We start from the raw sequence: 21,735 nt of genomic DNA, 5'->3' as shown, positions 1-21,735 counted from the left end.
ACCCCGGTGAGCCCGGCCCAGGGCCGAACTCAGCCCTGACGCTGCTTGTGGCGCAGGTTCTCGCAGATCACCATGACTCGCCCGTGACGGCGAATCACCTTGCACTTCTCGCAGATCGGCTTGACGGACGGCTGAACCTTCACGTCAGATCCAATCTGGGTTGGTGTTCACTGGCCGTGAACACAGTTTTTCCCCGGCCGGATTGACCGGGGAAAACCCGGGGCTTTCGCTCCGGAAGTCTTCGGGTTCGAGGGAAGCCCCGAACTCACTTGTAGCGGTAGACGATGCGACCGCGGGTCAAGTCGTAGGGCGAGAGCTCCACGACGACGCGGTCCTCGGGCAGGATGCGAATGTAGTGCTGCCGCATCTTGCCGCTGATGTGGGCCAGAACCTTATGGCCGTTCTCCAGCTCGATCCGGAACATCGCATTGGGCAACGGCTCGATGACCCGGCCCTCGACCTCGATGGCCCCTTCCTTCTTCGCCATATCCTCCGCGATTCCCGGTTCTGGCTGAACCTGGTTGGTTCATGCTCATGACGGCTGGTCGGCTCTCTGCAGTTCGTCTCGCACCTCAGTCGACCCGGTGCCATACTTTCGGCACGGCATGCGAACATGCCACAACCACGTATAGATGCACCGCCGAACCACTTTACCCGTTTCCCCAGCACGGGCCAAATACGGGTGGGTTCATGTGCGCGCGAACACGCTCTCCCCGGACACTCCGCCCCGAGATCGCTAAACTACGCCTGTCCAGCAAGATCGGTCGAGCACCCGGGGGTACATGTCGTGAGCCGCAACAACGACGGGCTCCCCATGCTGCCGCCGTGGCTGTCCGAGAGCGAAGCCTCCTCCGGCTACGAGCCCCCGGTCGAGAACCTCCCCCAGGACGAGCCCATCCCCGACCGCAAGTCGGCCCGCGGCGGCGGCCTGTTCGGCCGCCGCAAATCCCGTAAGGACTCCACCCAGCCCGACCCGGCCACCCCCGACGCCGACACCCCACCCCCGGCACCCCCGCACATCCCGGAAACCCCGGACTGGGCCCGCACCCCCGGCGACTCCCAGGCCCCCGCCTCGAACCCGCCCCCGGCGCAGGCTTCCCACCCGAGCCCAGCGCACCCCCCGGCCTCCAACGGAACCCCGCCCGCCCCCGACGCTCGCCGCCCTCTGCCCGACGCCCCGCGCCGCCCGGCCCCGGCGAACGGCCACCCGCCGCAGGGCCCGTCCCGTTTCAACACCGCGCCGACCCCGGCCGTCGACCCGCACCACCAGCCCCCGGCGCATCCGGGTCCGGTGCAGGGTCCGGCCGCACAGGGTCGAGTGCCACAGGGTCCGGCGGCGTACGGCCACGGACCGCAGGGTCCCGGCATGCCGACCGCGACCCCGCAGACGCCGGGCGCTCAGGCGCCCGCGGCCCAGCCGCATCAGCCGGCTGAAGCCGCACGACCCGCTCCGGCCCGCCCGCAGCACAGCCGCCCCGGGTTCACCGCTCCCCCGGCGAATGCCGCAGATATGACGACGCGCGTCCCCGTCGCGGCTCGCCCCGAGAATCGCCAACCGGCCCCGGGCATCCCTGCCGCCCCCGAAAGCGGCTCTCCCGCAGCCGAACCGGCCAACCAGCCCGCACCCGCCCCACGGCCGCCGAGCCTGGGCGAAGCCCTGCGCGGCGACGCGGCGAATCCCGCCCCCGCGCAGTCCGCCGAAAACGCTGCGCCGCAAGCGCCGAGCTCCGGCAGCGACCAGGCGGGTCCGGCCACCGGCCGCCACCACGCGGTGGACGTCCCGCTTCCGCTCGATGCGCCGCGCCAGTTCACCACCCACCCGAACACCTGGTCCGACGCACACGCCCCCCGCGCCGCCCAATCACACGCACCCACCGCTCCGCCGTCGGCACAGGCCCGGCCCGCGCAGCATCCGCCCCTGCCGCCGTCCCCGCACGCACCGACTCCCGATGCGCACGAAGCGAATCCGCGCCCGCCGAGGCCGGACGCGACCACCCGCTTCACCGGCAATCCGCCGTCGGTCCCGCAAGCACCGCAGCCGGGACAGACGCCCACTAGCGGTCCGAGCGCTCACCAAACCCCGGAACAGGCTGCGGCACAGTCCAATCCATCGACGGCCGCGCCCGACACTCGGCCGGCCCCAGTTCCGGCCAGCACGGAGGCCGGGTCGCGGCCCTTCCAACCCACACCGGACCCCCTTGCGCCGCAGGTCGACCCACGGTTCCATGCACCCGGCTCGGACCCGCAGCAGGGCGCACCCGAAGACCAGCCGCGTCGAACACCCCCCATATCGGACGAGCCGCAGCCCGCGCACCGGTCCTACCGCGCCCCGGAATCGGCTTCCGCACCGCTGGCCGGTGCGCGACCGAGTACCGATCCAGCCCCCGCGCACCCAGCTGGGCAAGATCCGAATTCCTCCGCACCACACAGCGATTCCGCGCACCCGGCGCCGCTCGATGTGGATGTCGATGCAAATGCACCGATCGGAAACGCGTCGCAGCCTTCCGCAGCGGAATCCGGCATGGCTTCCGGCCAGGTTTCGCGCCCGGCACGTTCGGATTACCGGGCGCCCGAGTCGGATCCCCCCGCATCGCTGACCGGTGAGCGACCGAGCCACGATCCGTCGACGTCGCACGCACCGAAGCAGGGATCCAGTCCTGCCGCGCCGCAGGGGGATTCGACGCATCAGGCACCCCCGTCACCACTGGCCGCGGGGGCTGATTCCGGCGCGCCGGTCGGTGGGGCGGCGGCGCACTCTGGCGCGGCGGCATCCACGGGGTCCCCGGGATCGGCGTCGTCCGCCGCTGCGGGTGCTGCGCCGGGCTTGCCGGGGGCGCAGGCCGATTCGCGAACACAGGGGCCTGAGTCCGGTGGGGCCGATTGGTTCGCCGATAGTGCGCGACGGGACCTCAGGGCGGGCGGGCAGGTGCTGCCGCCGCGGGGGCCACGGTCTTATCGTGCTCCGGAATCGGAGGCCGCGCCCCAGGTCGGCGGAGAGCAGGCGGTGCCCTCCACACCGATGGGCGGCGTCGACTCGGCTATGCCACCGGTCGCTCAGGCGAGGCCGGGGCTCGACATTGCGGGAGCCGACTCCCGGCATCGCGCGCCCGGGGTTGACGATGCGGCGGATGACGTACCGCCGGTCGGCTTCGGCGCACCGGGAACAGATACTTCGCAACAGAACTCGCCGCAGGGACATCCGTGGCAGCAGGGACCGGACATCGGGGCGGTGCCGCCGGGCGACATGTCCACTCCGCCGTCGAATTTCGCTGCGCCTGGATCGCACGGGAATCCACCGCAGGGCAGCCCGTGGCCACCGAGCGCCGGCGCGCCGCAGAGCGACGCTTCCGCTCCGCAGTATGGGACCGGGGCGATGCAGGGGCCTGGCGGGCCGGGGGCTTATGCGCCCGCGCCGGATCAGGGGATGCCGGGGCAGAATACGCCGCAGGGCAATCCATGGCAGCACGGTAGCGAGCAGGCCGGGCAGAGTGCGTGGGGTGCGCCCGGTGAGGGTGCGTCACAGGGCAATTCGTGGCCGCAGGGCGGCGAGCAAGGAGCCGCGCAAGCCTCGTGGGGAGCACCCGGAGAAGGCGCGCCGCAAGGAAACTCGTGGCCGCACGGGGGCGAGCAGGCTGGGCAGGGCGCGTGGGGTGCGCAGGGCCAGGGTGCGCCGGTTCAGGGTGGGTATCCCCAGGGCGGGAATGCCGGGTATGGGCAGCCGCAGTGGGCCGGGCAAGGGGCCAATGGAGCTGCTGGGCAACCAGGTTGGGGGCAGCCGGGTCAGCCGGGGCCTTCGCTGGATGAGGTGCCGGTGCGGCGGGCGAAGAAGGCCGCCGGGTCGGGGTGGCGGAAGGCTGTGCACCATATTTCGGGTGGAGCGATCAATCCGGGGATGTCGGCCGAGGAGTTGCGGCTGCAGGAGTTGGTGGCTCGGATTCGGCAGCCGGTGCGCGGGGATTACCGGATCGCGGTGCTGTCGTTGAAGGGTGGGGTCGGGAAGACCACCACCACAATGGGATTGGGGTCGATCTTCGCCTCGGTGCGCGGCGACCGCGTGATCGCCGTGGATGCGAATCCGGACTTCGGGACGCTGTCGCAGCGGGTGCCGTTGCAGACTCGGTCGACGGTGCGGGATCTGTTGCTGGATCCGAATATCCAACGGTATTCGGATGTGCGGCGGCATACCTCGCAGGGCGGCAGCCGGCTGGAAGTTCTCGCCAGTGAGCGGGACCCGGCTGCGTCGGAGGCGTTCAGCGAGGAGGAGTACCGCGCGGTCGCACGGATCCTGCAGCGCTTCTACAACATCATTCTCACCGACTGCGGTACGGGACTCATGCATTCGGCCATGGCGGGCGTGCTGGATCTGGCGCATTCGCTGGTGCTGATTTCGTCGTCCGCCATCGACGGCGCGCGCAGCGCCGCCGCCACCCTGGACTGGCTGTCCCTGCACGGCCACGACCATCTGGTGCGAAATGCCGTGGTGGTCATCAACCTTCCGCGCCCGGGCGCCCCGAACGTCGGCATCAACCAGCTCCGCGACTACTTCCTGTCCCGCTGCCGCGCCGTGCACATCATTCCCTACGACGCCCACCTGGGCGAGGGCGCGGAGATCGATCTGCAACGGCTGCACAAGAATACGAAGCGCTCCCTGGTGGAACTGGCCGCCACGGTCGCGGACGACTTCGCCAGCGATCACCGCCGCTATCGCGGCTGATCGCGGCGCCGAGCCCCCCACACAGGCAAGGTGAGACCGTCCAGTCGGTGGTAGGTTGTCGCCGATTGGCGGTTTGGCGATTACGGGGGGCGTGAGTGGGCTGGCGCAGAGGTTCCACGGCCGTGCGCGGATGGGCGGGAGTGCGGTTCGCGGCGGCGGTGGTTGCGGTGGTGATGGCGGCCGGGTGCGGGAATGGCGCTGTGGGCGTGGAGTACGGGCCGTATTCGACGCAACGGATCGCCGGCGACTATGACGCGCCGTCCAGTTTGGCGCGCGGCGTGTTGGCGGAATCATTGCGGCTGGGCGAGCATCTCGCGTATCCGGGTGAGGTCGATTCGACGTTGCGGGTGGGGCGCGGCGGCGGCGTGATCGTGGATATCGACGGGGTGAACGACATGCTGTCGGGGGCGCAGCAGCGGGCGCTGTCGGGCTTCGCTATCAACGGCGGTTTCGGGGCCATCGCAGCGGATCGGGAGTACCGGGCGAATCAGGCCGAGCGCATGCTCTCGATGGTGCTGCTGGCGTTTCCTGACGAGCAGACGGCGAACTCGGCCGCCGCGGCCATGGCGCGGGCCGATTTCGATCAGGCGGCCGCGGAGAACGCGCCGCTGAGCATCCCCGGATACCCTGCGGCGCTGGCACATTGGCGGCCCGGCGTGCCGACCATCGGCAGCTGGCTGGTGGTGAAGTCGGTGGTGATCCGGGTGTTCGCACAGTTGACCGAGGCGAATCCGGATCTGCTCACCGCCGCGGTGGCGAACGCCTATCAGCGGCAGGCGCCGGCGCTGGACGGCTTCGCACCGACCACACGCGATCAGCTGCCGAAGCTGGCCTTGGATCCGAACGGGGAGCTGACCCGCCTGGTCGGCACCGCCGATCCGACGCCGAACAATATGACCTTCGCGGTGTACAGCACGCATGCCTTCGCGGTGCTGGTGCCCGATCCGATCGGCTCGCTCGCCGCCTTCACGAAACAGGGTGTGAGCACGATCGCGGTGGCGGACAACAAGTTTCTGTATCGGGCGAAGAATGCCGAGGCGGCGCGGGCGCTCATGACGTATCTGCTGGAGACGCCCTCGACCATCTCCTACACGCCGATTTCCGGTGTCGCGGGCATCGACGGCATTCGGTGCGGCCAAGCGACCCAACCGAATCCGACGGAGATGAAGCCGTATCGCTTCCGATGCTTCGTGACCCGGGGCGCGTCGGTGGCCCGGGTGGCCAGTAATCAGGACACCGATGTGCGGTGGTTGGCGGCCGCGCAGTACGCGGTCATGGGGGATGAGTGAAAGACCGGGAGGGGAATTCGTGAAGGCGCTCGGAACACAGGATCCCGCGCAGCTCGGCGATATTCGGCTGCTGGCGGTGATCGGCCAGGGCGGTATGGGCCGGGTGCTGCTGGGCCGGACCGCGGCGGGCCGCCTGGTGGCGGTCAAGCGGATCCACCGGCACCTGGCCGGGGACACCGAGTTCCGGAGCCGCTTCCAGCGTGAGGTGGCGGCCGGTCGGCAGGTGACCGGCGCGTACACCGCGGCGGTGGTGGAGGCCGACATCGAATCGGAGATCCCCTGGCTGGCAACGGAGTACATGAACGGCCCGCCCCTGTCCGCGGTGGTGGCGGACTGCGGCCCGCTGCCCCTGGGCGGATTGCGGTTGCTGGCAACGGGTTTGGCCGCCGCGCTGATGGAGATCCACCGCGCCGGTCTGGTGCACCGCGATCTGACGCCCGGCAATGTGCTGTTGACCGCGGAGGGCCCGCGCGTCATCGACTTCGGCATCGCCCGCGCCGCCGAGGGCTCGGCCACGCTGACGGCGACCGGTTCGGTGCTGGGTTCCCCCGCCTATATGTCGCCGGAGCAGGCGACGGGTGGGGAGATCACCCCTGCCGCCGATGTTTTCGCGGTGGGCGCGATTCTGGCGCTGGCCGCGGGTGGGGTCGCGCCGTTCCCGGGCACGACCACCCCGCAGGTGCTCTACAACGTCATGTACTCGGCTCCGGAGCTGAGCGCCCTGCCGCCCGCCGTGCGTGAGCTGGTCGCGGCCTGTCTGGCGAAGAATCCGGCCGAGCGTCCCACGGCGATCCAACTGCTGGATGCCGCCGGGCGGATTCCCGCCGAGCCGGGCTGGCCGGAGCCGGTGCGGGCGCGCATTGCCGCGCATCGGGCCGACACCGACTGGTGGGTCGAGATGGCGGCCCGCGAGGCCCGGCAGCGAGAACGGTTGGAAGCCTTGCGGCACCGGCGAACTCGTCGGCTGCGCTGGACGGCGGCGGGTGTCGCGGCGCTGGCGGTGATCGGTGGCACCGCCGTGGCAGCCGGGGAGCTGGCCGAGATGCCGGGGAGCCCGGCGGCCATGGTGGATCCGGCGCTGGCCTTGACCGCCACCGAGGCGCGCCTGCTCGACACCTGCGCGCTGCTGGAGCAAGCGGTGGCCCCGGCGATCGGTCCCCGCTCCGGCAATCTCACCACCGAGATCAAATCGGGCAAGCACTCGTGCAGCACCTCCTTCACCGATTCGGCGGGGACGAAGGTGGGCTACTCGCTGTCGGTGGACGGTTACGCCGAGGTGGCCCTGAGTTCGATGGAGCCGGTGGGGGTCGCCGCGGGCTGGACCGCCGTCCTGGGCGATCAGTTCGCGACCCGCTGCCAGCGCGCGGTGGTCACGCCCACGCGCGGGCAGACGCGCAACAGCCAGGCGGTCATCACGATCGATGGCGTGCAGCGTGCGGACGGCTCCTGCTCGGATGTGCAGAAGGCACTGGTGGCGGTGGTGCGGCAGTTGACCGTTCGGGTACCGCTGCGGCAACACGACCGGGACTCGATCCTGTCGACCGACCCGTGTTCGGTGGTGGATCCGGAGCGTGGTCGTGCCATTGTCGGCGCGCCCGCGAGCATGACCGCGGGTCTGGACCTGTGTGCTTTCGGCGGCGTGTCCGTCGTCGCCAATGTCGCGCTGTACGAGGGCCCGCGCAAGGATGCGGGGGCGCAGGGCAAGGTGCAGGTCGGGCGTTTCACCGCCTATCAGGAGAAGGGTGATTCGACCTGTGGCCTGACCTATCTGGTGCGCCCGACCAAGGACAATCTGGCCGAGCAGGTGTCGGTGTACGTCAATGCGAAGGACGCGGACCCCACGGGCTCGGCGACGCGCTGCGAGCAGGCCGGTCAACTGCTGGCGGACACCCTCGAAAAGCTGCGGCTGCCATGACGATTCGAGATCTTTCGCCCGATGATCCGGCCGCGATCGGCCGCTACCGGCTGCTCGGTGTGCTCGGTTCCGGCGGTATGGGCCGGGTGTTGCTGGGCGTCGGCCCGGACGGCCGTTTCGTCGCGATCAAGCAGGTGCACGCGCATCTGCTGGAGGATTGGGAGTACCGGGCGCGTTTCCAGCGCGAGGTGCAGGCCAGCACGCGGGTGTCGGGCGCGTTCACCGCGCCGGTGATCGATTTCGACGTGCAGGCCGAGCCACCGTGGCTGGCTTCGGTTTTCATCGTGGGCGTGCCGCTGGATCACACGGTGGCGGAGTTCGGTCCGCTGCCGGTGGCGGAGTTGCGGACGCTGGCGATAGGTCTGGCCTCGGCGGTGCGGGAGATCCACCGCTGCGGTCTGATCCACCGGGATCTCAAGCCCGCCAATGTGATTCTGAGCGCTGACGGCCCACGCGTGATCGATTTCGGGATCGCCGCCATGTCGGAGCAGCAGGGCGGGCTGACGCAGACCGGTTCGGTCATGGGTTCCCCCGCCTATATGTCGCCGGAACAGGCGCTCTCCGAGCCGATTACGCCGGCCAGTGATGTGTTCGCGCTGGGCGCCATGCTGGCCATGGCGGCCACGGGCGCGAGTCCGTTCGCGGGTGCGTCGATGGCCTACACCCTGTTCAATATCGTGCACACCACCCCGGATCTGACGGCGGTGCCGGCGGAACTGCGCGACATGATCGCCGCGTGCCTGGACAAGGATCCGCACCGGCGCCCAACGCCGGATCAGCTGCTCGCCTATCTGGGCAGCCTGCCGGATCGCGCGCGCCCGTGGTCGGAATCCCTGCATGCCGAAATCGACCGGCAGGCGGCGCAGCTCGCCGTGCTGACCGCCGATCCCCATGCGACCCAGGCTATTTCCGGGCGCAGGCGCAATGCCCCCACGCCCTCCCCCACCGGCCCCGCGATGGCCGGAAACACTGTGCCCCGCAGTCGTTTCCGGCGCACCGGTCTGCGAGCCGCACTGGCGGTGGCCGTGGTGGCGATCCTGGCGGCCGGTATCACCTGGTTCCAATTGCGAGACAACACAGCCGACTCCGCGACCGTGACGCGCGGTCCCGCCGCGCTGGCGGAGGTCGACGCCTGCGCCTGGCTGCGCGCGGTGCTGCCCGAGCAGATCCCCGCGGAGTCCGGTCTGGCCCCGGATCCGGCGACGTGGGCCTGGAAATACTCGGAGACCTGGGGTTGCTACGTCAAGTCGAACGGCGCTTCGCTGGAGATTCAGCCCGGCCATTCGGTCCGGTATCTGACGCCGACGGGCACGACGGCATCCGGGTTCCCCGTCTTGGAATACAAGAGCGGCGTGGAGAACTCCTGTGAGCGGGGCGTCGATCTCAGCGGCGCGAACCAGCTGTGGGGCCTCGAGGTGAGCACCCGGGCCGGCTGCGCGTTCACCACCCAGCTGCTGGAGCGGCTGCTGGCGACCCGCGACTCGGCTCCCAAGTCGGCGGACGCCGCCTCGCTGTCCCGCATCGCACCGTGCGATCTCCTCGGCCGGGCCGTCTTCGAGGCCCTGGCCGGTCCGGTCCCGAGCGATCCCGCGGCCGTGGACGCGCACGCCTGTAGCTGGAGCGGCTCCAGAACCATGACCGTCCAGTTCCGTCTGTGGGATCCGAACCATGTCGACCGCGACCACATCCGCAAGCTCGCGGACGGCACCGAGGTCTCGGAAGACCGCGCCGGTTCCGGCTCCAGCTGCTCCCTGACCTACAGCTACCGCACCGTCGAGGACCGCGACGAAATGATCGTCGCCAAGGTGGAGGGCGGTCCGAACCAGGCCGACACCCACTGCACCGCAGCCGAGTCCCTGCTGCAATCGGTCAGAAGTGTTCTGCCCGAACCGAATTGATCATGTCACGGGATGCCCGACCCCGGGGTGGTCCGGGCCGCCCTTGGGCCCGGACCGGCCGGTGGGTTTGCCTACCAGGCGGGCAGGCGACGGCGTCCGGCCAGGACGTCTCGGACGAGATCGTCGTAGGCATCGGACAATTCGGCTAGATGGTGCCAGGCACCATGCAGCATTTCGTTGTTTGCGTCCATGGTCATCAGGGCGTGATGAGCACGGACCGACGCCTCGGCGAGCCGGTCTATGACGGAGCCGACGGTTTCGGTGTGCAGGGTCGCGCCCAGGCGGTGCTGGGGGACCGAGCGCACGATCCAATCGTCAATGGCCATAACCAATTCGATTCGGCGGCGCTTGTTTTCGATGATTGACGTCGGGTCGGTTTCCGGGCCTGTGCCACCCCGGCCTACCAGACGCCGCTCGTGCAGGACCGCCAAGTCGTGAGCGAACCACAGAAGGGGTCCGCCTATGACACGGTGGCCTCGGCATGCGCGCAGGAGTAGGTCGGAGGTCGGCAATAGCCCGGCAGTGAGGGGCTGCGCGTCGACGTCCGCATACTGCGGGGATACGTCGGGCAGTGCCACTACGACCGTATTTGACGTCTCCGAACCAGCCACGTTGCCTCGCGTTCATCGCTGACCAACACCGCATTCAGGACCTTCATTACAATAAACCTCAGAACACTGGTGTCAAGCCTTACACGGCAGTTCGGCCACCGGAGTAGACTTCGGTGCCTTGAAGCAACAACCGAGGAGCGAGATGGCGGACGGTCCGAGATATCAACGGATCGCAGACCTCCTCCGCGAGGAGATCCGCGCCGGCAAATGGAAACCGGGCGATCGACTACCGAGCCATAACGAGCTGGCCGATCAGATGCAGGTCTCGATCACCACCGCTCGCAACGCTATTCAGCTGCTGGTCGCCGAAAACCTGGTCTACACAGCAACTTCCCGCGGCACCATCGTGCGGAGTCAGGAAGTGCTGGAATCGGTTGTCACCAACCACATTCGGCCCGACCGGCCCAAGGCCGCGCACGATATCTTCTCCGAGATCGCGCGGGCGGCGGGCCGCGAGCCGTCCAAACAGTTCAGTGCGAGAATGGAACCGGCCTCCCCGGAGGTCGCACACTGGCTGGGCGTGGACCGGGACGAGTGGGTGGTGTCGCGCACGATCATGCAGTATCTGGACAACGAGCCGTGGTCGTGGGAGGTCAGCTTCTACCCGCGAGATCTGGCCGAGGCCACCGGAATCGACTGCCCGCACGACATTCCGGAGGGCACCACGCGCCGGTTGGCGGCGCGCGGCTTCGCCGAGACGGCGCATCGCGACACCATTGTCGCGCGGCCGGCCACGGCGGAGGAGGCGGCGGTGCTGGGCGTCGGGCCGAGCACGTTCCTGGTCGACCATCTGCGCATCGGGGCCACGCACGATCGCATCACCCGCGTCACCCGGCATCGCTCCACCGCGGCCCGCAATCGGCTGGCGTACGAGCTGGGCGATGCCGCGGGCACCGAGGTGATCCGGCGGACGCTGGGAACCGCTCTGCCGCCGGGCAATTCCCATTCCTTCGAGAGTTCGCTACTACCCGGCTCGCCATGATTCCGCACCTTCGCCCGGCCCACATCGGCGACGTCGGAACCATCACCAGGTTCCGACGGCAACGCACCCATTGGCTGGCCGCCCGCGGCAGCGATCAATGGACCCGGGCCGGGCGAGGGCTCCCCATGGAGACCTTCGTCCGGTCGGTGGCGCAGGCCATTCGCGGGGGCGAGACCTGGATCGCCGAGATCGACGGCGAACCGGCGGGCACCATCACGGTGAACGATCGCGCCGATGAGGGCCTGTGGTCGCCGGGTGAACTGGCGGACGCGGTCATCGTGCACTACATGATCGTGGACCTGCGCTTCGCGGGGCAGCGGGTGGGCGACGCCCTGCTCGCGCATGCCGCCATGCTGGCCCGGACGCGGCATCGCACCTGGGTCCGGCTGGACGCCTGGACCACCAATCCGGGATTGCACGACTACTACCGCAGAGCCGGCTTCCGGCTCGCGCGGATCGCCGGGCCGGAAGCCACCGGACCGTCCCGTGCCCTGTTCGAGCGTCGCGCCGACAGCTGGATTCCCGCCCATCTCCCGGTGCCGCTGAGTCGTCCGGCGGAACTGTCCGCGGGCTGAACCGGACAAACGGCCAGAGCGTGACAAACCGGTCGCCAGGCTAGACTCCCCCGCAGCGGATGATCGTTTTCCGCTGCCGCGCGGACCTTCCGCGCGAGCTCGGGGTGGGACCCACGGCATTGCAGCGGTTTTCGCGCGGTCACATGCCGAGGGAGAGGGATGGTGATGAGGCGACCCATGCGTGTGCTGGGACGACGACTGGCGGCGCTGCTGCTGGTCACCGGAGTGGGGGCGGCCGCCGCCTGTGGGTCCGAACCGGCTGCGGCCGTGACGGATCCGGAAGTCGATCTGGCCGCCCTGGATGTCGGCGGCTACAACACCCAGCCCAAGGAATTCCAGCCGAAGAACCGGGTGATGGTGGCCCGGTTCTTCGAGGCGCAGCGGATGGCGGGGTTCATTCCGGCTCCGTTCGAGATCGATCCGAGCCTGCGGGTCAATCAGACCACGACCACGCACGCGTTCCTCGAACCTGAGGAGGGCAAGAGCACGCTGGCCATGCACACATTCCTGAAGAGCGACGGATTCAATTCCGACACCAAGGGTTTCGTGGCCGGGTTCGCGAGCACGGGGCAGACCGACGACGACCCCAATATCGGCAATGCGCTGTCCACATCGGTGCTGCTCTTCGAATCGGACAGCGCGGCGACCGCGGCCGCGGCGGCGCTGTCGGTCCGCGAGTTCCAAGAGCCCTATGACCGCAGCCCGAATGTGGTGGAGACCCTGAAGTCCGCGGTGCACGCGAACGCGGTGGTGCGGTGGCAGCCGAGCAAGCAGGCCCTGGCCGCGTGGTACTCGACCGGACGGTACGTCATCGTGACCATCGCGCAGAGCGAGGAGAACCGGGTGCTGAAGGTCTCCGACAAGGACCTGCTGCTGAACCTGGCGGACAAGAGCATCACCGCGACCTCCGACCGGCTGCGTTCCTTCCAGCCGACGCCGGTCGATCAGCTGGCCACCATGGAACTCGACCCCACCGGCATGTACCGCCGGACGCTGTGGCGCACCTCCGAGGACTACTACCACGGTCCCCCGGGCGTGTACTCCCTCGCCGGTGACCTGCACCTGATGAGCGAACCCGCCGAGCTGCGGGCGCAATACGACGAGGCCGGAGTCGACGCGGTGTCGTGGGGCGCCACCCGGGTGATCCGGGCCAAGGACATCGATGCGGCCCAGCGGTTGCGCGAACAGCTGTCGTACGACAAGTACTTCCGCACCGCCGCGGGCCCGGCCGCACTGCCGAGCGCGCGCTGCGCCACCTATGTCGGCCCGAGCACCGGCGCGATCCCGAACTACTGCTGGGTGAGCCGGGACCGGTACGTGGCCATGGCGTGGGGGGAGCAGATGTCCGATGTGCAGCAGCGGATCTCGGCGCAGTACGCGCTCCTGGTGAACAGTAGGTAGGCGGCGGACATGGCTTGGCACAAAGGCATTCGCGGGTCGATCGCGATCGGGGCGCTGGCGGCGACCGTGCTCACCGGCTGCGCGACGATCTCCGGCACACCCGCGGCGGGTGAGATCGATGTTCGCGCACTCGATATCGGAAGTTATCCGGTCGAACCGCTGGATTACCGCCGCGAGTACAACCATCGGCTGGACAATGGCGCGGAACTGGCGGTCATGCGCCTGGCCGGTGCGGTCGCCAACGGGCTCGAGATCGATCCGGCGTTGAAGTACACGACGCGGGTCGTGGACATCACCTCCGCGAGCCGGGCGGACATGGTGCTGGCCGAGGTCGCCGCGCAGGCGGCCGAACGGCACGGGATGCAGTTCGGCTACTCCACCACCTCGAGCACCCACAAGATCTCCCAGGACGGGTTCGGGTCGACGGAGGTCATGAACGCCTTCGGTCACGGGGAGCCACCCCCGGACGGCTCGGCGGTGAATCTGACCGTATTGCAGTTCCCGGACCAGGATTCGGCCCGCACCGCCGCGATCGACATGGAGGCGGCCGACTTCGCGGTGGCCCCGGATCTCAACGAGCGCTTGACGCTGACCGACTATCCGGACGCGAAAGCCCATTGGCGACCGGGCATTACGAATATGGCCGCGACGCTGGCGCGCGGCAACTACGTGATCAATGTGTTCGTGCAGCTGCCGGAGGCGGATTCGAATCTGTTGCGCGCCAGGGCACAACAGGTCCTCGCGGTGCAGTTGCCGCTGCTGGACGCATTGCAACCGCTGTCGGCGCGCGAGGTGCTGCGCCTGGACTACGACCCCGAGGGCATGCTGCGGCGCACCCTGCATCCCGAGAAGTACATGACGCCCTCGGTCCAGACCGAGAACTGGCTGGCCGCAAGGGCATTCCTGCACGGCGCGGGCGATATGGAGTCCTGGCGGGAGCTGCTCGGCATCGGCGGGGTCGACTACACCTCCACGGTGAAGTCCGGCGGCATGGTGCTGCGCGCCCGCGACGAAACCTCCGCCACCGCACTGTCTTCGGCGATCCAGGCGAAGACGGCCAAGGCCGCCGACGCGCCCGAGGGCGTGCCCGACTCATGGTGCAATGTGGAAGAGAGCAAGACGCGCAACAACTTCTACTGCATGGTCCGCTACGACCGGTACGTCGCGCGGGTGACCAGCACCCAGCTCAAGGACGCGCATCAACGCGCCGCCGCGCAGTACGCCCTGCTCGCCAATGCGAAAGCGCGGTAGACCGTGATGGCGATCGGACCGGGCAGTGTGGTCGGCGGCTACCGCATCGAGCGGGTGCTCGGCGCGGGCGGCATGGGCACGGTGTTCCTGGCCAAGCATCCGATCCTGCCGCGCCGGGACGCGATCAAGGTGCTCAGCGCGCAGTACAGCGCCGATCAGGAGTTCCGCGGCCGCTTCGAGCGGGAGGCGAATCTGGCTGCGGCGCTCGATCATCCGAATGTGGTGGCGGTCTACAACCGGGGCGAGGAGAACGGCCAGCTCTGGATCGCCATGCAGTACGTGGACGGCATCGACGCCGCGGCGGCCATGACGCTGGATCAGCAGGCCATGACTCCGGAGCGGGCGCTGCGGATCGTCACCGAGGTGGGCCGGGGCCTGGATCACGCGCATCGGCGGGGCCTGCTGCACCGCGACATCAAGCCCGCCAACTTCCTGCTGGCCCAGGCCGACGGAGAGGAGGAACGGGTGCTGCTCACCGATTTCGGCGTGGCCAAGTCGACCGACGACACGCTCGAGCTGACCCAGGCCGGCAGCTTCGTCGCCACCATCGCCTACGCCTCGCCGGAGCAGCTCAGCGGTGAGCGGGTGGATCATCGCGCCGACATCTACAGCCTGGCGTGCTCGTTCTTCAAGCTGGTGACCGGCCGGAATCCGTATCCGTCGACCCAGCCGACCCGGGTCATGATCGGTCATCTGCACGAGCCGCCGCCGCGGATCAGCGAGGTGAATTTCGCGCTGCCGCCCGCGGTGGATCAGGTGCTGGCGGTGGCGATGGCGAAGAATCCGGCGGAACGGTTCGACACCTGCCACGAGTTCACCACCGCGCTGCGGCAAGCGCTGGTGCACGGGGTGTCCACGCTGGCGGCCCCCACCGCGCCGGACAGCGTGCGGCACTTTTCCGCACCGGCGAGCGTCGCGAATCCGATTGTGCCGCAAGCGACCAACTCGTATACCACGCGCACGGAGGCGCCCGCGCCGCCCAGCCGCGGATCCCGCGGCTCGGGACGCACGGGGATGCTGATCGGAGCCGCCGGGCTGGTGGTCGCCGTGGCGGTGGCGGGCACGGTGTGGGCGCTGAGCGGGAAGGGCGACGACACCGCGACTCCCCCGGCCGCCGGCGCACCGAGCACGTCCGCGGCGGCACAGCCGACGACCCTGACCGATGCGCGGCGGCTCTACCCCGCCTTCGAGGGGAAGAACATTGTCGCCGTGGATGTCACCGGCGATTCGGCGGCCATGAATTTCGGCGCGTATCTGAAACCCGGTCCGCAGAGCCGATTCCTGGAGGGGCTGGGCTTCGCCTACCACCAGGCGTTCGCGCGCAGCGGCGAGGAGCCGTCACCGCGGACCGAGAACGGCAGCAGCTACTACTCGGAATTGCTCGCGCCGGTGAAGACCGGGTACATCCTGGCCGTGCGCAGTGATGCGAGCGCGGGCGGCGGCGGCATGCGGGATCTGCCGTTCTCGATGACGAAGACCACCGCGACCGTGCTCGTGCTCGATGATCCGCTCGCCGTGGAGGCGCTGCGGAACTGGACCGACGACAGCGAGCGCGTCCTGCTCGACAAGCTCCTCCCGATTCTCGCCAAGGGCGTCAAATAGTCTGCCGCCCTTGGCGAGTCCGGCTCAGAGCGGCGGCAGGTGGGCGATGTGCATCATTTCCTGGCCGCGGGTGCGCGAGACCAGGATGCCGCGGCCGGGCGGGAGCTTCATCGGGCGGACGTCGCCGATGAGCTTGCCCTCGTCGCGGGGGCCGCTCATGATCAGCGTGTCGACCGACAGGTTCTTCATGCCGCCGACCACGTGATCGAACAGCGCCCGGGACGCGCCACCGGTGCGGCGGGTGATGATCACGTGCAGGCCGATGTCGCGCGCCTGCGGCAGGTATTCGATCAAGGGCAGCAGGGGATTCGAGGTGGTGGCGACCATGTCGTAGTCGTCGACCACCACATAGATCTCCGGGCCGGTCCACCAGCTGCGTTCACGCAGCTGCTGCGGCGTGATGTCGGAGGGCGGGATGCGCCGCGACATGTACTTGGCCAGTTCGCCGATCATGCCGCCGGAGGTCTGCGAGGACGTCGAATAGCCGCCCAGGCGTTCGTCGTCCACCACACCGAGTAGACCGCGCCGGTAGTCGATGACGATGAACTTGGCTTCCTGCGGCGTGGAGCTCTCGCTGATGCCGGCGATGATATTGCGCAGCAGGGTGGTCTTGCCGCACTCCACGTCGGCGAACGCCAGGAAGTGCGGTTCGACGCCGAAATCCAGGACCCAGGGCTCCAATTCGTTCTCGCCGAGGCCCACGACCGCCCGGGTGGCGCTCTGCTCGACACCGTGCTCGGCGGCGATGGCCAGCACATCCTCGCGGCTGATCTGCATCGGCAGCATGCGCACCTCGGGCGCGCGGCGGCTGCCCCAGAGTTTGTCCATGCCCTCCTTGGCGGCGTTGACGCCCTCGGGCAGGGTGGCCGGATCGGAGTCGGAATCCAGGCGCGGCAGGGCGATGAGCATGTGCAGCTGATCGGGGGTGAGACCGCGGCCGGGGCGGCCCATGGGGACGAGTGCGGCTGTGCGCCGGTTCATTTCGGAGTCGGTGGGGTCGCCCAGGCGTAGTTCCAAGCGGGTGCCGATCTGGTCCTTGATGACCGGGCGGATCTCGGGCCAGCGGGAGGCGGACAGCACCAGGTGGATGCCGTAGGACAGGCCCTGCTGGGCGAAGGCGTGGATCTGGCCTTCCAGGGGATCGAACTCCTCGCGCATGGCGGCCCAGCCGTCGATGATGAGGAACACATCGCCGAAGTTGTCCTCCGCCACCGGATCTCCGCTGCTCTCCCCCGCCACGGCGGCGGCCTTGCGGCGGCGGAAGTCCAGCATGGATTCGATGCCGAGTTCGGCGAAGCGCTCCTCCCGGCGGCGCATGAGCGAGGTGAGTTCGGCGATGGTGCGGCGCACCCGGTCACTGTCGAGACGGCCGGCGACGGAACCGACGTGCGGGATTCCGGCCAGACCGGCCAGGCTGCCGCCGCCGAAGTCGAGGCAGTAGAACTGCACCTGTTCGGGCGTGTGCGTGGCGGCGGCGGACATGATGATGGTGCGCAGCGTGGTGGACTTGCCGGACTGGGGACCGCCGACGACGGCGATATGACCGGCGGCACCGGCCACATTGATGGTGAGCACGTCGCGGCGCTGCTCATAGGGCTTGTCGATGACGCCGATGGGCATCCACAGCTGGCCGTGCTGGTTGACCGACGAGCGCCAATCCGGTTCGGGCAGCAGCATGTCCACGGTGGGCGAATCCTCCAGCGGCGGCAGCCACACCTCGTGGGCGGGGCGGCCGTGCCCGGTGAGGCGGCGGACCACCACCTCCAGCAGGGTGTCCGGAATGCCTTCGCCGCCACCCTGATTGGCGGCCGAAGGTGGGGGCGGCAGATCGGGCAGGCCCGCGCCGAGCAGGCCGTCGAGCTCGTCGCCCTCGGGTTCCGGCGGCATCTCGACGGGCGCGGCGGTGAACAGCGTCGGCGATTGCCCGCGCGCGGCGGTGCCGTCGGATTGCAGGGAGCCGACCGGGGCCACGTATGCGCCGGATACGTAGGAGGCGTTGAAGCGCAGCGGGTCGTCGGCGTCGCTCTTGAGGTAGCCGGAGCCGGGGATGCTCGGCAGGTGGTAGGCGTCGGTGATACCGAGCACGGCGCGAGATTCGTTGGCGGAGAAGGTGCGCAGACCGATCCGGTAGGACAGGTGCGAGTCCAGCCCGCGCAGCTTGTTCTCCTCCAGACGCTGCGAGGCCAGCAGCAGGTGTACGTGCAGCGACCGTCCCAGGCGGCCGATCATGACGAACAGGTCCGCGAAATCCGGCTTCTGCGAGAGCAGTTCGGAGAACTCGTCGACCACGACGAACAGTGCGGGCAGCGGATCCAGGGGAACGCCTGCGGCACGGGCCTTTTCGTAGTCGGTGACATTGGCGTAGTTGCCCGCCGAGCGCAGCAGCTCCTGGCGGCGGTTCATCTCGCCGGAGAGCGCGTCCTTCATGCGGTCGACGAGTGCGAGTTCCTCTTCCAGGTTGGTGATGACGGCCGAGACGTGCGGCAGACCCTCCAGGCCGAGGAAGGTCGCGCCGCCCTTGAAGTCGACCAGCACCAGGTTGAGGGCGTCGGGGGAATGCGTGGTCACCATGGACAGCACCAGCGTCCGCAGGAACTCCGACTTACCGGAACCCGTTGCGCCGATGCACAATCCGTGCGGTCCCATGCCGTTCTCGGCGGATTCCTTGATATCGATCTCGACCGGCGTGCCGTCGGGGGTGACGCCGATGGGCACCCGCAGCCGCTCCCGCGCGGTGCGCGGCCGCCACACCCGGGACGGCTCGATCTGCGCGGCGTCCGGAATCTTCAGCAGCGCCATGAGCCCCGGATCGGCACGCGTCTCGTCGCCCAGGCTCACGATCTGTGCGGCGGTGGCGATGCGGTAGCGGGACAGCTTGCGCGCGAAGGCATCCGCCTCGGTGACGCCGATGACATCGGCGGTGGCGAACTTCTCCACCCCGGCGGCGCTGCGGGCGGCGATCTCACCGGCGGTGACCACCAGTTGCAGGCCGCGCCGGGCCGCCAGCCCGTATTCCGGTGCGGTGAGGTCGAGTACGGTCACCGAATCCAGGCCGGAATCGCTGACCAGGCGTTCGGAGCCATTGACGAAGCCGTCGTCGATCACGACCACCAGGTGCAGCCGGCCCTGGGTGGGTTGCGGGTTGCGCATGAACCGGCCGCGCTCGAGCAGCTCGTCCGACAGCGCGGTCTCCAGTTCGGCCAGCGAGCCGTACACCATGCGGGCGCTGCCCATGCCGTCGCGGGCGGTCGGATGTTGCAGGTGCGGCAGCCATTTCGCCCACGCCCAGGCCGGCGCGTCGGGATCGGCGCAGACAATCGCGACAGCCACATGATCGGGGCCGTGGAAGGCGGTCAGCTCCATCAGCATGGCGCGCACCAGGGTGCGCGCCTCGTCGAGCTCGCCGCCGATGTTGATGGCGGGAAAGGCTTTGAGCGACACCGCGGTCGGCAGTTCGTGCACCACCGAGTGCGTGCGCACGAAGCGGCGCAGCGCCACGGTCGACACCGGCTCCAGATCCTCCAGCGGGCCGGTTTCGGGGCGCGCGAGCTTGGTGGCCAGGCGGTGCGAGCCGAGCCCCACCCGCACATGCCCGAAATCGGGATCGGCGGGGCGGCGTTCCCACATGCGGCGGGTGCCGACCAGCGAGGGCAGCTCCACCGGTTCGGGATGGCTCCAGCGCAGCGTCTCCAGCTGCTTGGTTCCGGTGCCGCGCACGTCTTTTCGCAGCTGCGCCAGGTAGCGGAAGTAGTCCTTGCGCTCCTCGTTCAGCTCGCCCGCGGATTTGGGGCCGCCGCCGCGCACGCCCATCATCATGCCGACCATGGACATGATCATCATGAGCGGGAACATCATCATCATGGGGTTGGACAGCAGGCTGCGCCCCATCATGGCCATCATCGCGATCATGCCGATGACGGCGATCAGCATGACCACCGGCATGAGCTTCATGAGCAATGGTGTAGGCGTGGGCCGTTGGATCTCCGGCGGCGGGGTCAGCGCCACCTCGCCGCCGGGAGCGCGCGGCGGGGCGATGCGGGGACGGCGCACGAAACCTTCGGTAACCATGGTCTTCTACAGTGCTCCAGCCTCGTGAATCGTTGGGGCGGTGGTCAATCGAGATCGGGGAGTTCGTCGTCGCGCGAGCGCCGCCACGGAATCGCCAGGGCCGCACCGACCGCCAGGGCCAGCAGGCAGGTGAGGGAGCCGATCACGGCCACCCGCCGGGGCAGCGGGTCCGGGCCGATCGGGTCGGCGGGCAGCAGCATCACCCGGGGCGTGCCCGCGCCCGCGCCGATGGGCTGGTCGGGCAGCTGCGCGGTGAGCGCCGCGACGGGGTCCACGAGACCCGCGCCGATGCGGTCGTCGCGGCCGGGGCCGGGAGCGTGCGCGGTGCGGATGATGCGGTCCATGACCTGCGCGGCGGTGAGTTCCGGAAAACGCGCGCGCACCAGGGCGGCGAGCCCGGCGACGTACGGGGCGGCGAAGCTGGTGCTCTCGATGGGTTGCAGGCCCTGATCACTGGGTTCGGCGTCGACGAGGCCGGTGCCGCCGGGCTTGCTGTCCAGGGACACGATGCGGCGGCCGACCGCGGCGACGCTCACCCACGGGCCGTTCATGGACAGCGCCGAGGGGTTGCCGTCCGGATCGACCGAGGCGACCGACAGGACGTAGGGGGCGTACCAGGCGGGCATGACGACGGTGGTGGCGCGCTCCCAGCCGCTGTCGGCGTTCTGGTTGCGGCAGGTGCCATTGGCGGTCAGATCACCGGCCGCCGAGACGACCACGACATTGCGGTCGAAGGCGTACTTCACGGCCGCTCCCAGCGCCGCGTCGACGGGCAGCGGCCCCACCGAACTCGCTGCGGTGCAGCCGACTTCGGAGATATTGATGACGGTCGCGCCCATCTCGACGGCCCGGACCACGGCCCCGGCGAGAGTGTTCACATTGCCGTAGCCGGCCGCGCCGGTCATATCGCCGTGCACCCGGTCGTTGGCGCGCTCGCGGTCGGCGGGCGACCAGGCCAGGCTGTACTGGCGAATGCTGAGGATGTCGGCCTCGGGTGCGACGCCGGCGAAGGCGTCGTCCGGTGACGGCTGAGCGGCGATGATGCCCGCGATGAGGGTTCCGCGCGAATCACAGTCGACCAGTCCGTCGGTGTCGGAGACATAGTCGCCGCCGGCTTCCACGGCGCGCAGGCGCGGATGCGGATTCACGCCGGTGTCGATGACCGCGACCTTCTGGCCCGCGCCCCGGCTGAACTGCCAGGCGGACGGAAGGTCCAGGACACGTTGTGCCACAGGTGGTTCCGAGGGCGGGCCGTTGACGAGCTTGCGCTCCAGGCACAGGCCCTTCTGCTCGGTCTTCTCCAGCGGGGTCGGCAGGTCGGCGAGGGCGGCGGCGATGCCGAAGGCGTCGGGAATGATGCCGGGTGGCGTCAGCGCCGCCGCCGGAGGTGCGCCGAACGTCAGCGACGCGGCCAGAATCATGGCCGCGC

Annotated in this window: 14 protein-coding genes; 9 read left to right on the top strand and 5 right to left on the bottom strand. The window is 69.4% G+C overall.

Going from position 1 to position 21,735, the window contains the following annotated elements; all coding sequences use genetic code 11:
- Nucleotides 1–29: 29 nt before the first annotated feature.
- Both rpmJ and infA read right to left on the bottom strand, forming a co-directional pair.
- Entirely contained in the window at nucleotides 30–143 is a 114-nt protein-coding gene (gene rpmJ / locus H0264_RS06130) for a 50S ribosomal protein L36 (protein WP_033085975.1), read from the bottom strand.
- Nucleotides 144–265: 122 nt separating this feature from the next.
- A complete protein-coding gene (gene infA / locus H0264_RS06125) occupies nucleotides 266–487 on the bottom strand; it encodes a translation initiation factor IF-1 (RefSeq protein ID WP_040804562.1) in 222 nt (73 codons plus the stop codon).
- Between the two features lie 2,757 nt (nucleotides 488–3,244).
- Between infA and H0264_RS39290 the strand changes: the two genes are divergently transcribed.
- The 4 genes from H0264_RS39290 (at nucleotide 3,245) to H0264_RS06105 (ending at nucleotide 9,816) form a co-directional block, all read left to right on the top strand.
- Complete coding sequence (locus H0264_RS39290; RefSeq protein WP_181585324.1) at nucleotides 3,245–4,714, top strand: MinD/ParA family ATP-binding protein; 1,470 nt, start codon at nucleotides 3,245–3,247, stop codon at nucleotides 4,712–4,714.
- 95 nt (nucleotides 4,715–4,809) lie between these two features.
- Entirely contained in the window at nucleotides 4,810–6,003 is a 1,194-nt protein-coding gene (locus tag H0264_RS06115) for a DUF7373 family lipoprotein (protein WP_181583058.1), read from the top strand.
- Nucleotides 5,996–7,918, top strand: a complete 1,923-nt coding sequence (locus H0264_RS06110) for a serine/threonine-protein kinase (protein ID WP_220139952.1) — start codon at nucleotides 5,996–5,998, stop codon at nucleotides 7,916–7,918. Before H0264_RS06115 ends, H0264_RS06110 begins: the two co-directional genes overlap by 8 nt.
- A complete protein-coding gene (locus H0264_RS06105) occupies nucleotides 7,915–9,816 on the top strand; it encodes a serine/threonine-protein kinase (protein ID WP_181583056.1) in 1,902 nt (633 codons plus the stop codon). Before H0264_RS06110 ends, H0264_RS06105 begins: the two co-directional genes overlap by 4 nt.
- 71 nt (nucleotides 9,817–9,887) lie before the next feature.
- On the opposite strand, the gene H0264_RS06100 is transcribed toward H0264_RS06105, so the two are convergent.
- Nucleotides 9,888–10,247, bottom strand: coding sequence for a DUF4254 domain-containing protein (locus H0264_RS06100; protein ID WP_231084112.1), 360 nt, complete (start codon nucleotides 10,245–10,247; stop codon nucleotides 9,888–9,890).
- A 322-nt stretch (nucleotides 10,248–10,569) separates the two neighbouring features.
- Here H0264_RS06100 and H0264_RS06095 point away from each other — a divergent pair, with 322 nt between their 5' ends.
- The 5 genes from H0264_RS06095 to H0264_RS06075 all read left to right on the top strand — a co-directional run bounded on the left by H0264_RS06095 (nucleotide 10,570) and on the right by H0264_RS06075 (nucleotide 16,238).
- Nucleotides 10,570–11,409, top strand: coding sequence for a GntR family transcriptional regulator (locus tag H0264_RS06095; RefSeq protein ID WP_181583054.1), 840 nt, complete (start codon nucleotides 10,570–10,572; stop codon nucleotides 11,407–11,409).
- A 125-nt stretch (nucleotides 11,410–11,534) separates the two neighbouring features.
- Nucleotides 11,535–11,984, top strand: a complete 450-nt coding sequence (locus tag H0264_RS06090; RefSeq protein ID WP_231084111.1) for a GNAT family N-acetyltransferase — start codon at nucleotides 11,535–11,537, stop codon at nucleotides 11,982–11,984.
- Between the two features lie 177 nt (nucleotides 11,985–12,161).
- Nucleotides 12,162–13,385, top strand: a complete 1,224-nt coding sequence (locus H0264_RS06085) for a DUF7373 family lipoprotein (RefSeq protein ID WP_181583052.1) — start codon at nucleotides 12,162–12,164, stop codon at nucleotides 13,383–13,385.
- A gap of 9 nt (nucleotides 13,386–13,394) precedes the next feature.
- On the top strand, nucleotides 13,395–14,636 hold the full coding sequence (locus H0264_RS06080; RefSeq protein WP_181583051.1) for a DUF7373 family lipoprotein: 1,242 nt from the start codon (nucleotides 13,395–13,397) through the stop codon (nucleotides 14,634–14,636).
- A gap of 6 nt (nucleotides 14,637–14,642) precedes the next feature.
- On the top strand, nucleotides 14,643–16,238 hold the full coding sequence (locus H0264_RS06075; RefSeq protein WP_181583050.1) for a serine/threonine-protein kinase: 1,596 nt from the start codon (nucleotides 14,643–14,645) through the stop codon (nucleotides 16,236–16,238).
- Nucleotides 16,239–16,262: 24 nt separating this feature from the next.
- Here H0264_RS06075 and eccCa read toward each other — a convergent pair whose 3' ends face one another.
- Both eccCa and mycP read right to left on the bottom strand, forming a co-directional pair.
- The gene (gene eccCa, locus H0264_RS06070) at nucleotides 16,263–20,306 is read right to left on the bottom strand and encodes a type VII secretion protein EccCa (protein WP_181583049.1); all 4,044 of its coding nucleotides are present in this window, start codon (nucleotides 20,304–20,306) and stop codon (nucleotides 16,263–16,265) included.
- Between the two features lie 44 nt (nucleotides 20,307–20,350).
- Entirely contained in the window at nucleotides 20,351–21,727 is a 1,377-nt protein-coding gene (mycP, locus tag H0264_RS06065) for a type VII secretion-associated serine protease mycosin (protein WP_181585323.1), read from the bottom strand.
- Between the last annotated feature and the right edge of the window lie 8 nt (nucleotides 21,728–21,735).

Origin of the sequence: Nocardia huaxiensis, assembly GCF_013744875.1 — a bacterium.
Classification (GTDB): domain Bacteria; phylum Actinomycetota; class Actinomycetes; order Mycobacteriales; family Mycobacteriaceae; genus Nocardia; species Nocardia huaxiensis.
The sequence above is the reverse complement of the archived record's forward strand: the minus strand, read 5'-3'. Positions and strand labels throughout refer to the sequence as shown.

What these genes read in the sequence shown, in the direction of transcription:
- infA (WP_040804562.1), bottom strand. Translation starts at nt 487, where the DNA reads ATGGCGAAGAAGGAAGGGGCCATCGAGGTCGAGGGCCGGGTCATCGAG.
- H0264_RS39290 (WP_181585324.1), top strand. Translation starts at nt 3,245, where the DNA reads ATGTCCACTCCGCCGTCGAATTTCGCTGCGCCTGGATCGCACGGGAAT.
- H0264_RS06110 (WP_220139952.1), top strand. Translation starts at nt 5,996, where the DNA reads ATGAGTGAAAGACCGGGAGGGGAATTCGTGAAGGCGCTCGGAACACAG.
- H0264_RS06105 (WP_181583056.1), top strand. Translation starts at nt 7,915, where the DNA reads ATGACGATTCGAGATCTTTCGCCCGATGATCCGGCCGCGATCGGCCGC.
- H0264_RS06095 (WP_181583054.1), top strand. Translation starts at nt 10,570, where the DNA reads ATGGCGGACGGTCCGAGATATCAACGGATCGCAGACCTCCTCCGCGAG.
- H0264_RS06090 (WP_231084111.1), top strand. Translation starts at nt 11,535, where the DNA reads ATGGAGACCTTCGTCCGGTCGGTGGCGCAGGCCATTCGCGGGGGCGAG.
- H0264_RS06085 (WP_181583052.1), top strand. Translation starts at nt 12,162, where the DNA reads ATGCGTGTGCTGGGACGACGACTGGCGGCGCTGCTGCTGGTCACCGGA.
- H0264_RS06080 (WP_181583051.1), top strand. Translation starts at nt 13,395, where the DNA reads ATGGCTTGGCACAAAGGCATTCGCGGGTCGATCGCGATCGGGGCGCTG.
- H0264_RS06075 (WP_181583050.1), top strand. Translation starts at nt 14,643, where the DNA reads ATGGCGATCGGACCGGGCAGTGTGGTCGGCGGCTACCGCATCGAGCGG.
- eccCa (WP_181583049.1), bottom strand. Translation starts at nt 20,306, where the DNA reads ATGGTTACCGAAGGTTTCGTGCGCCGTCCCCGCATCGCCCCGCCGCGC.
- mycP (WP_181585323.1), bottom strand. Translation starts at nt 21,727, where the DNA reads ATGATTCTGGCCGCGTCGCTGACGTTCGGCGCACCTCCGGCGGCGGCG.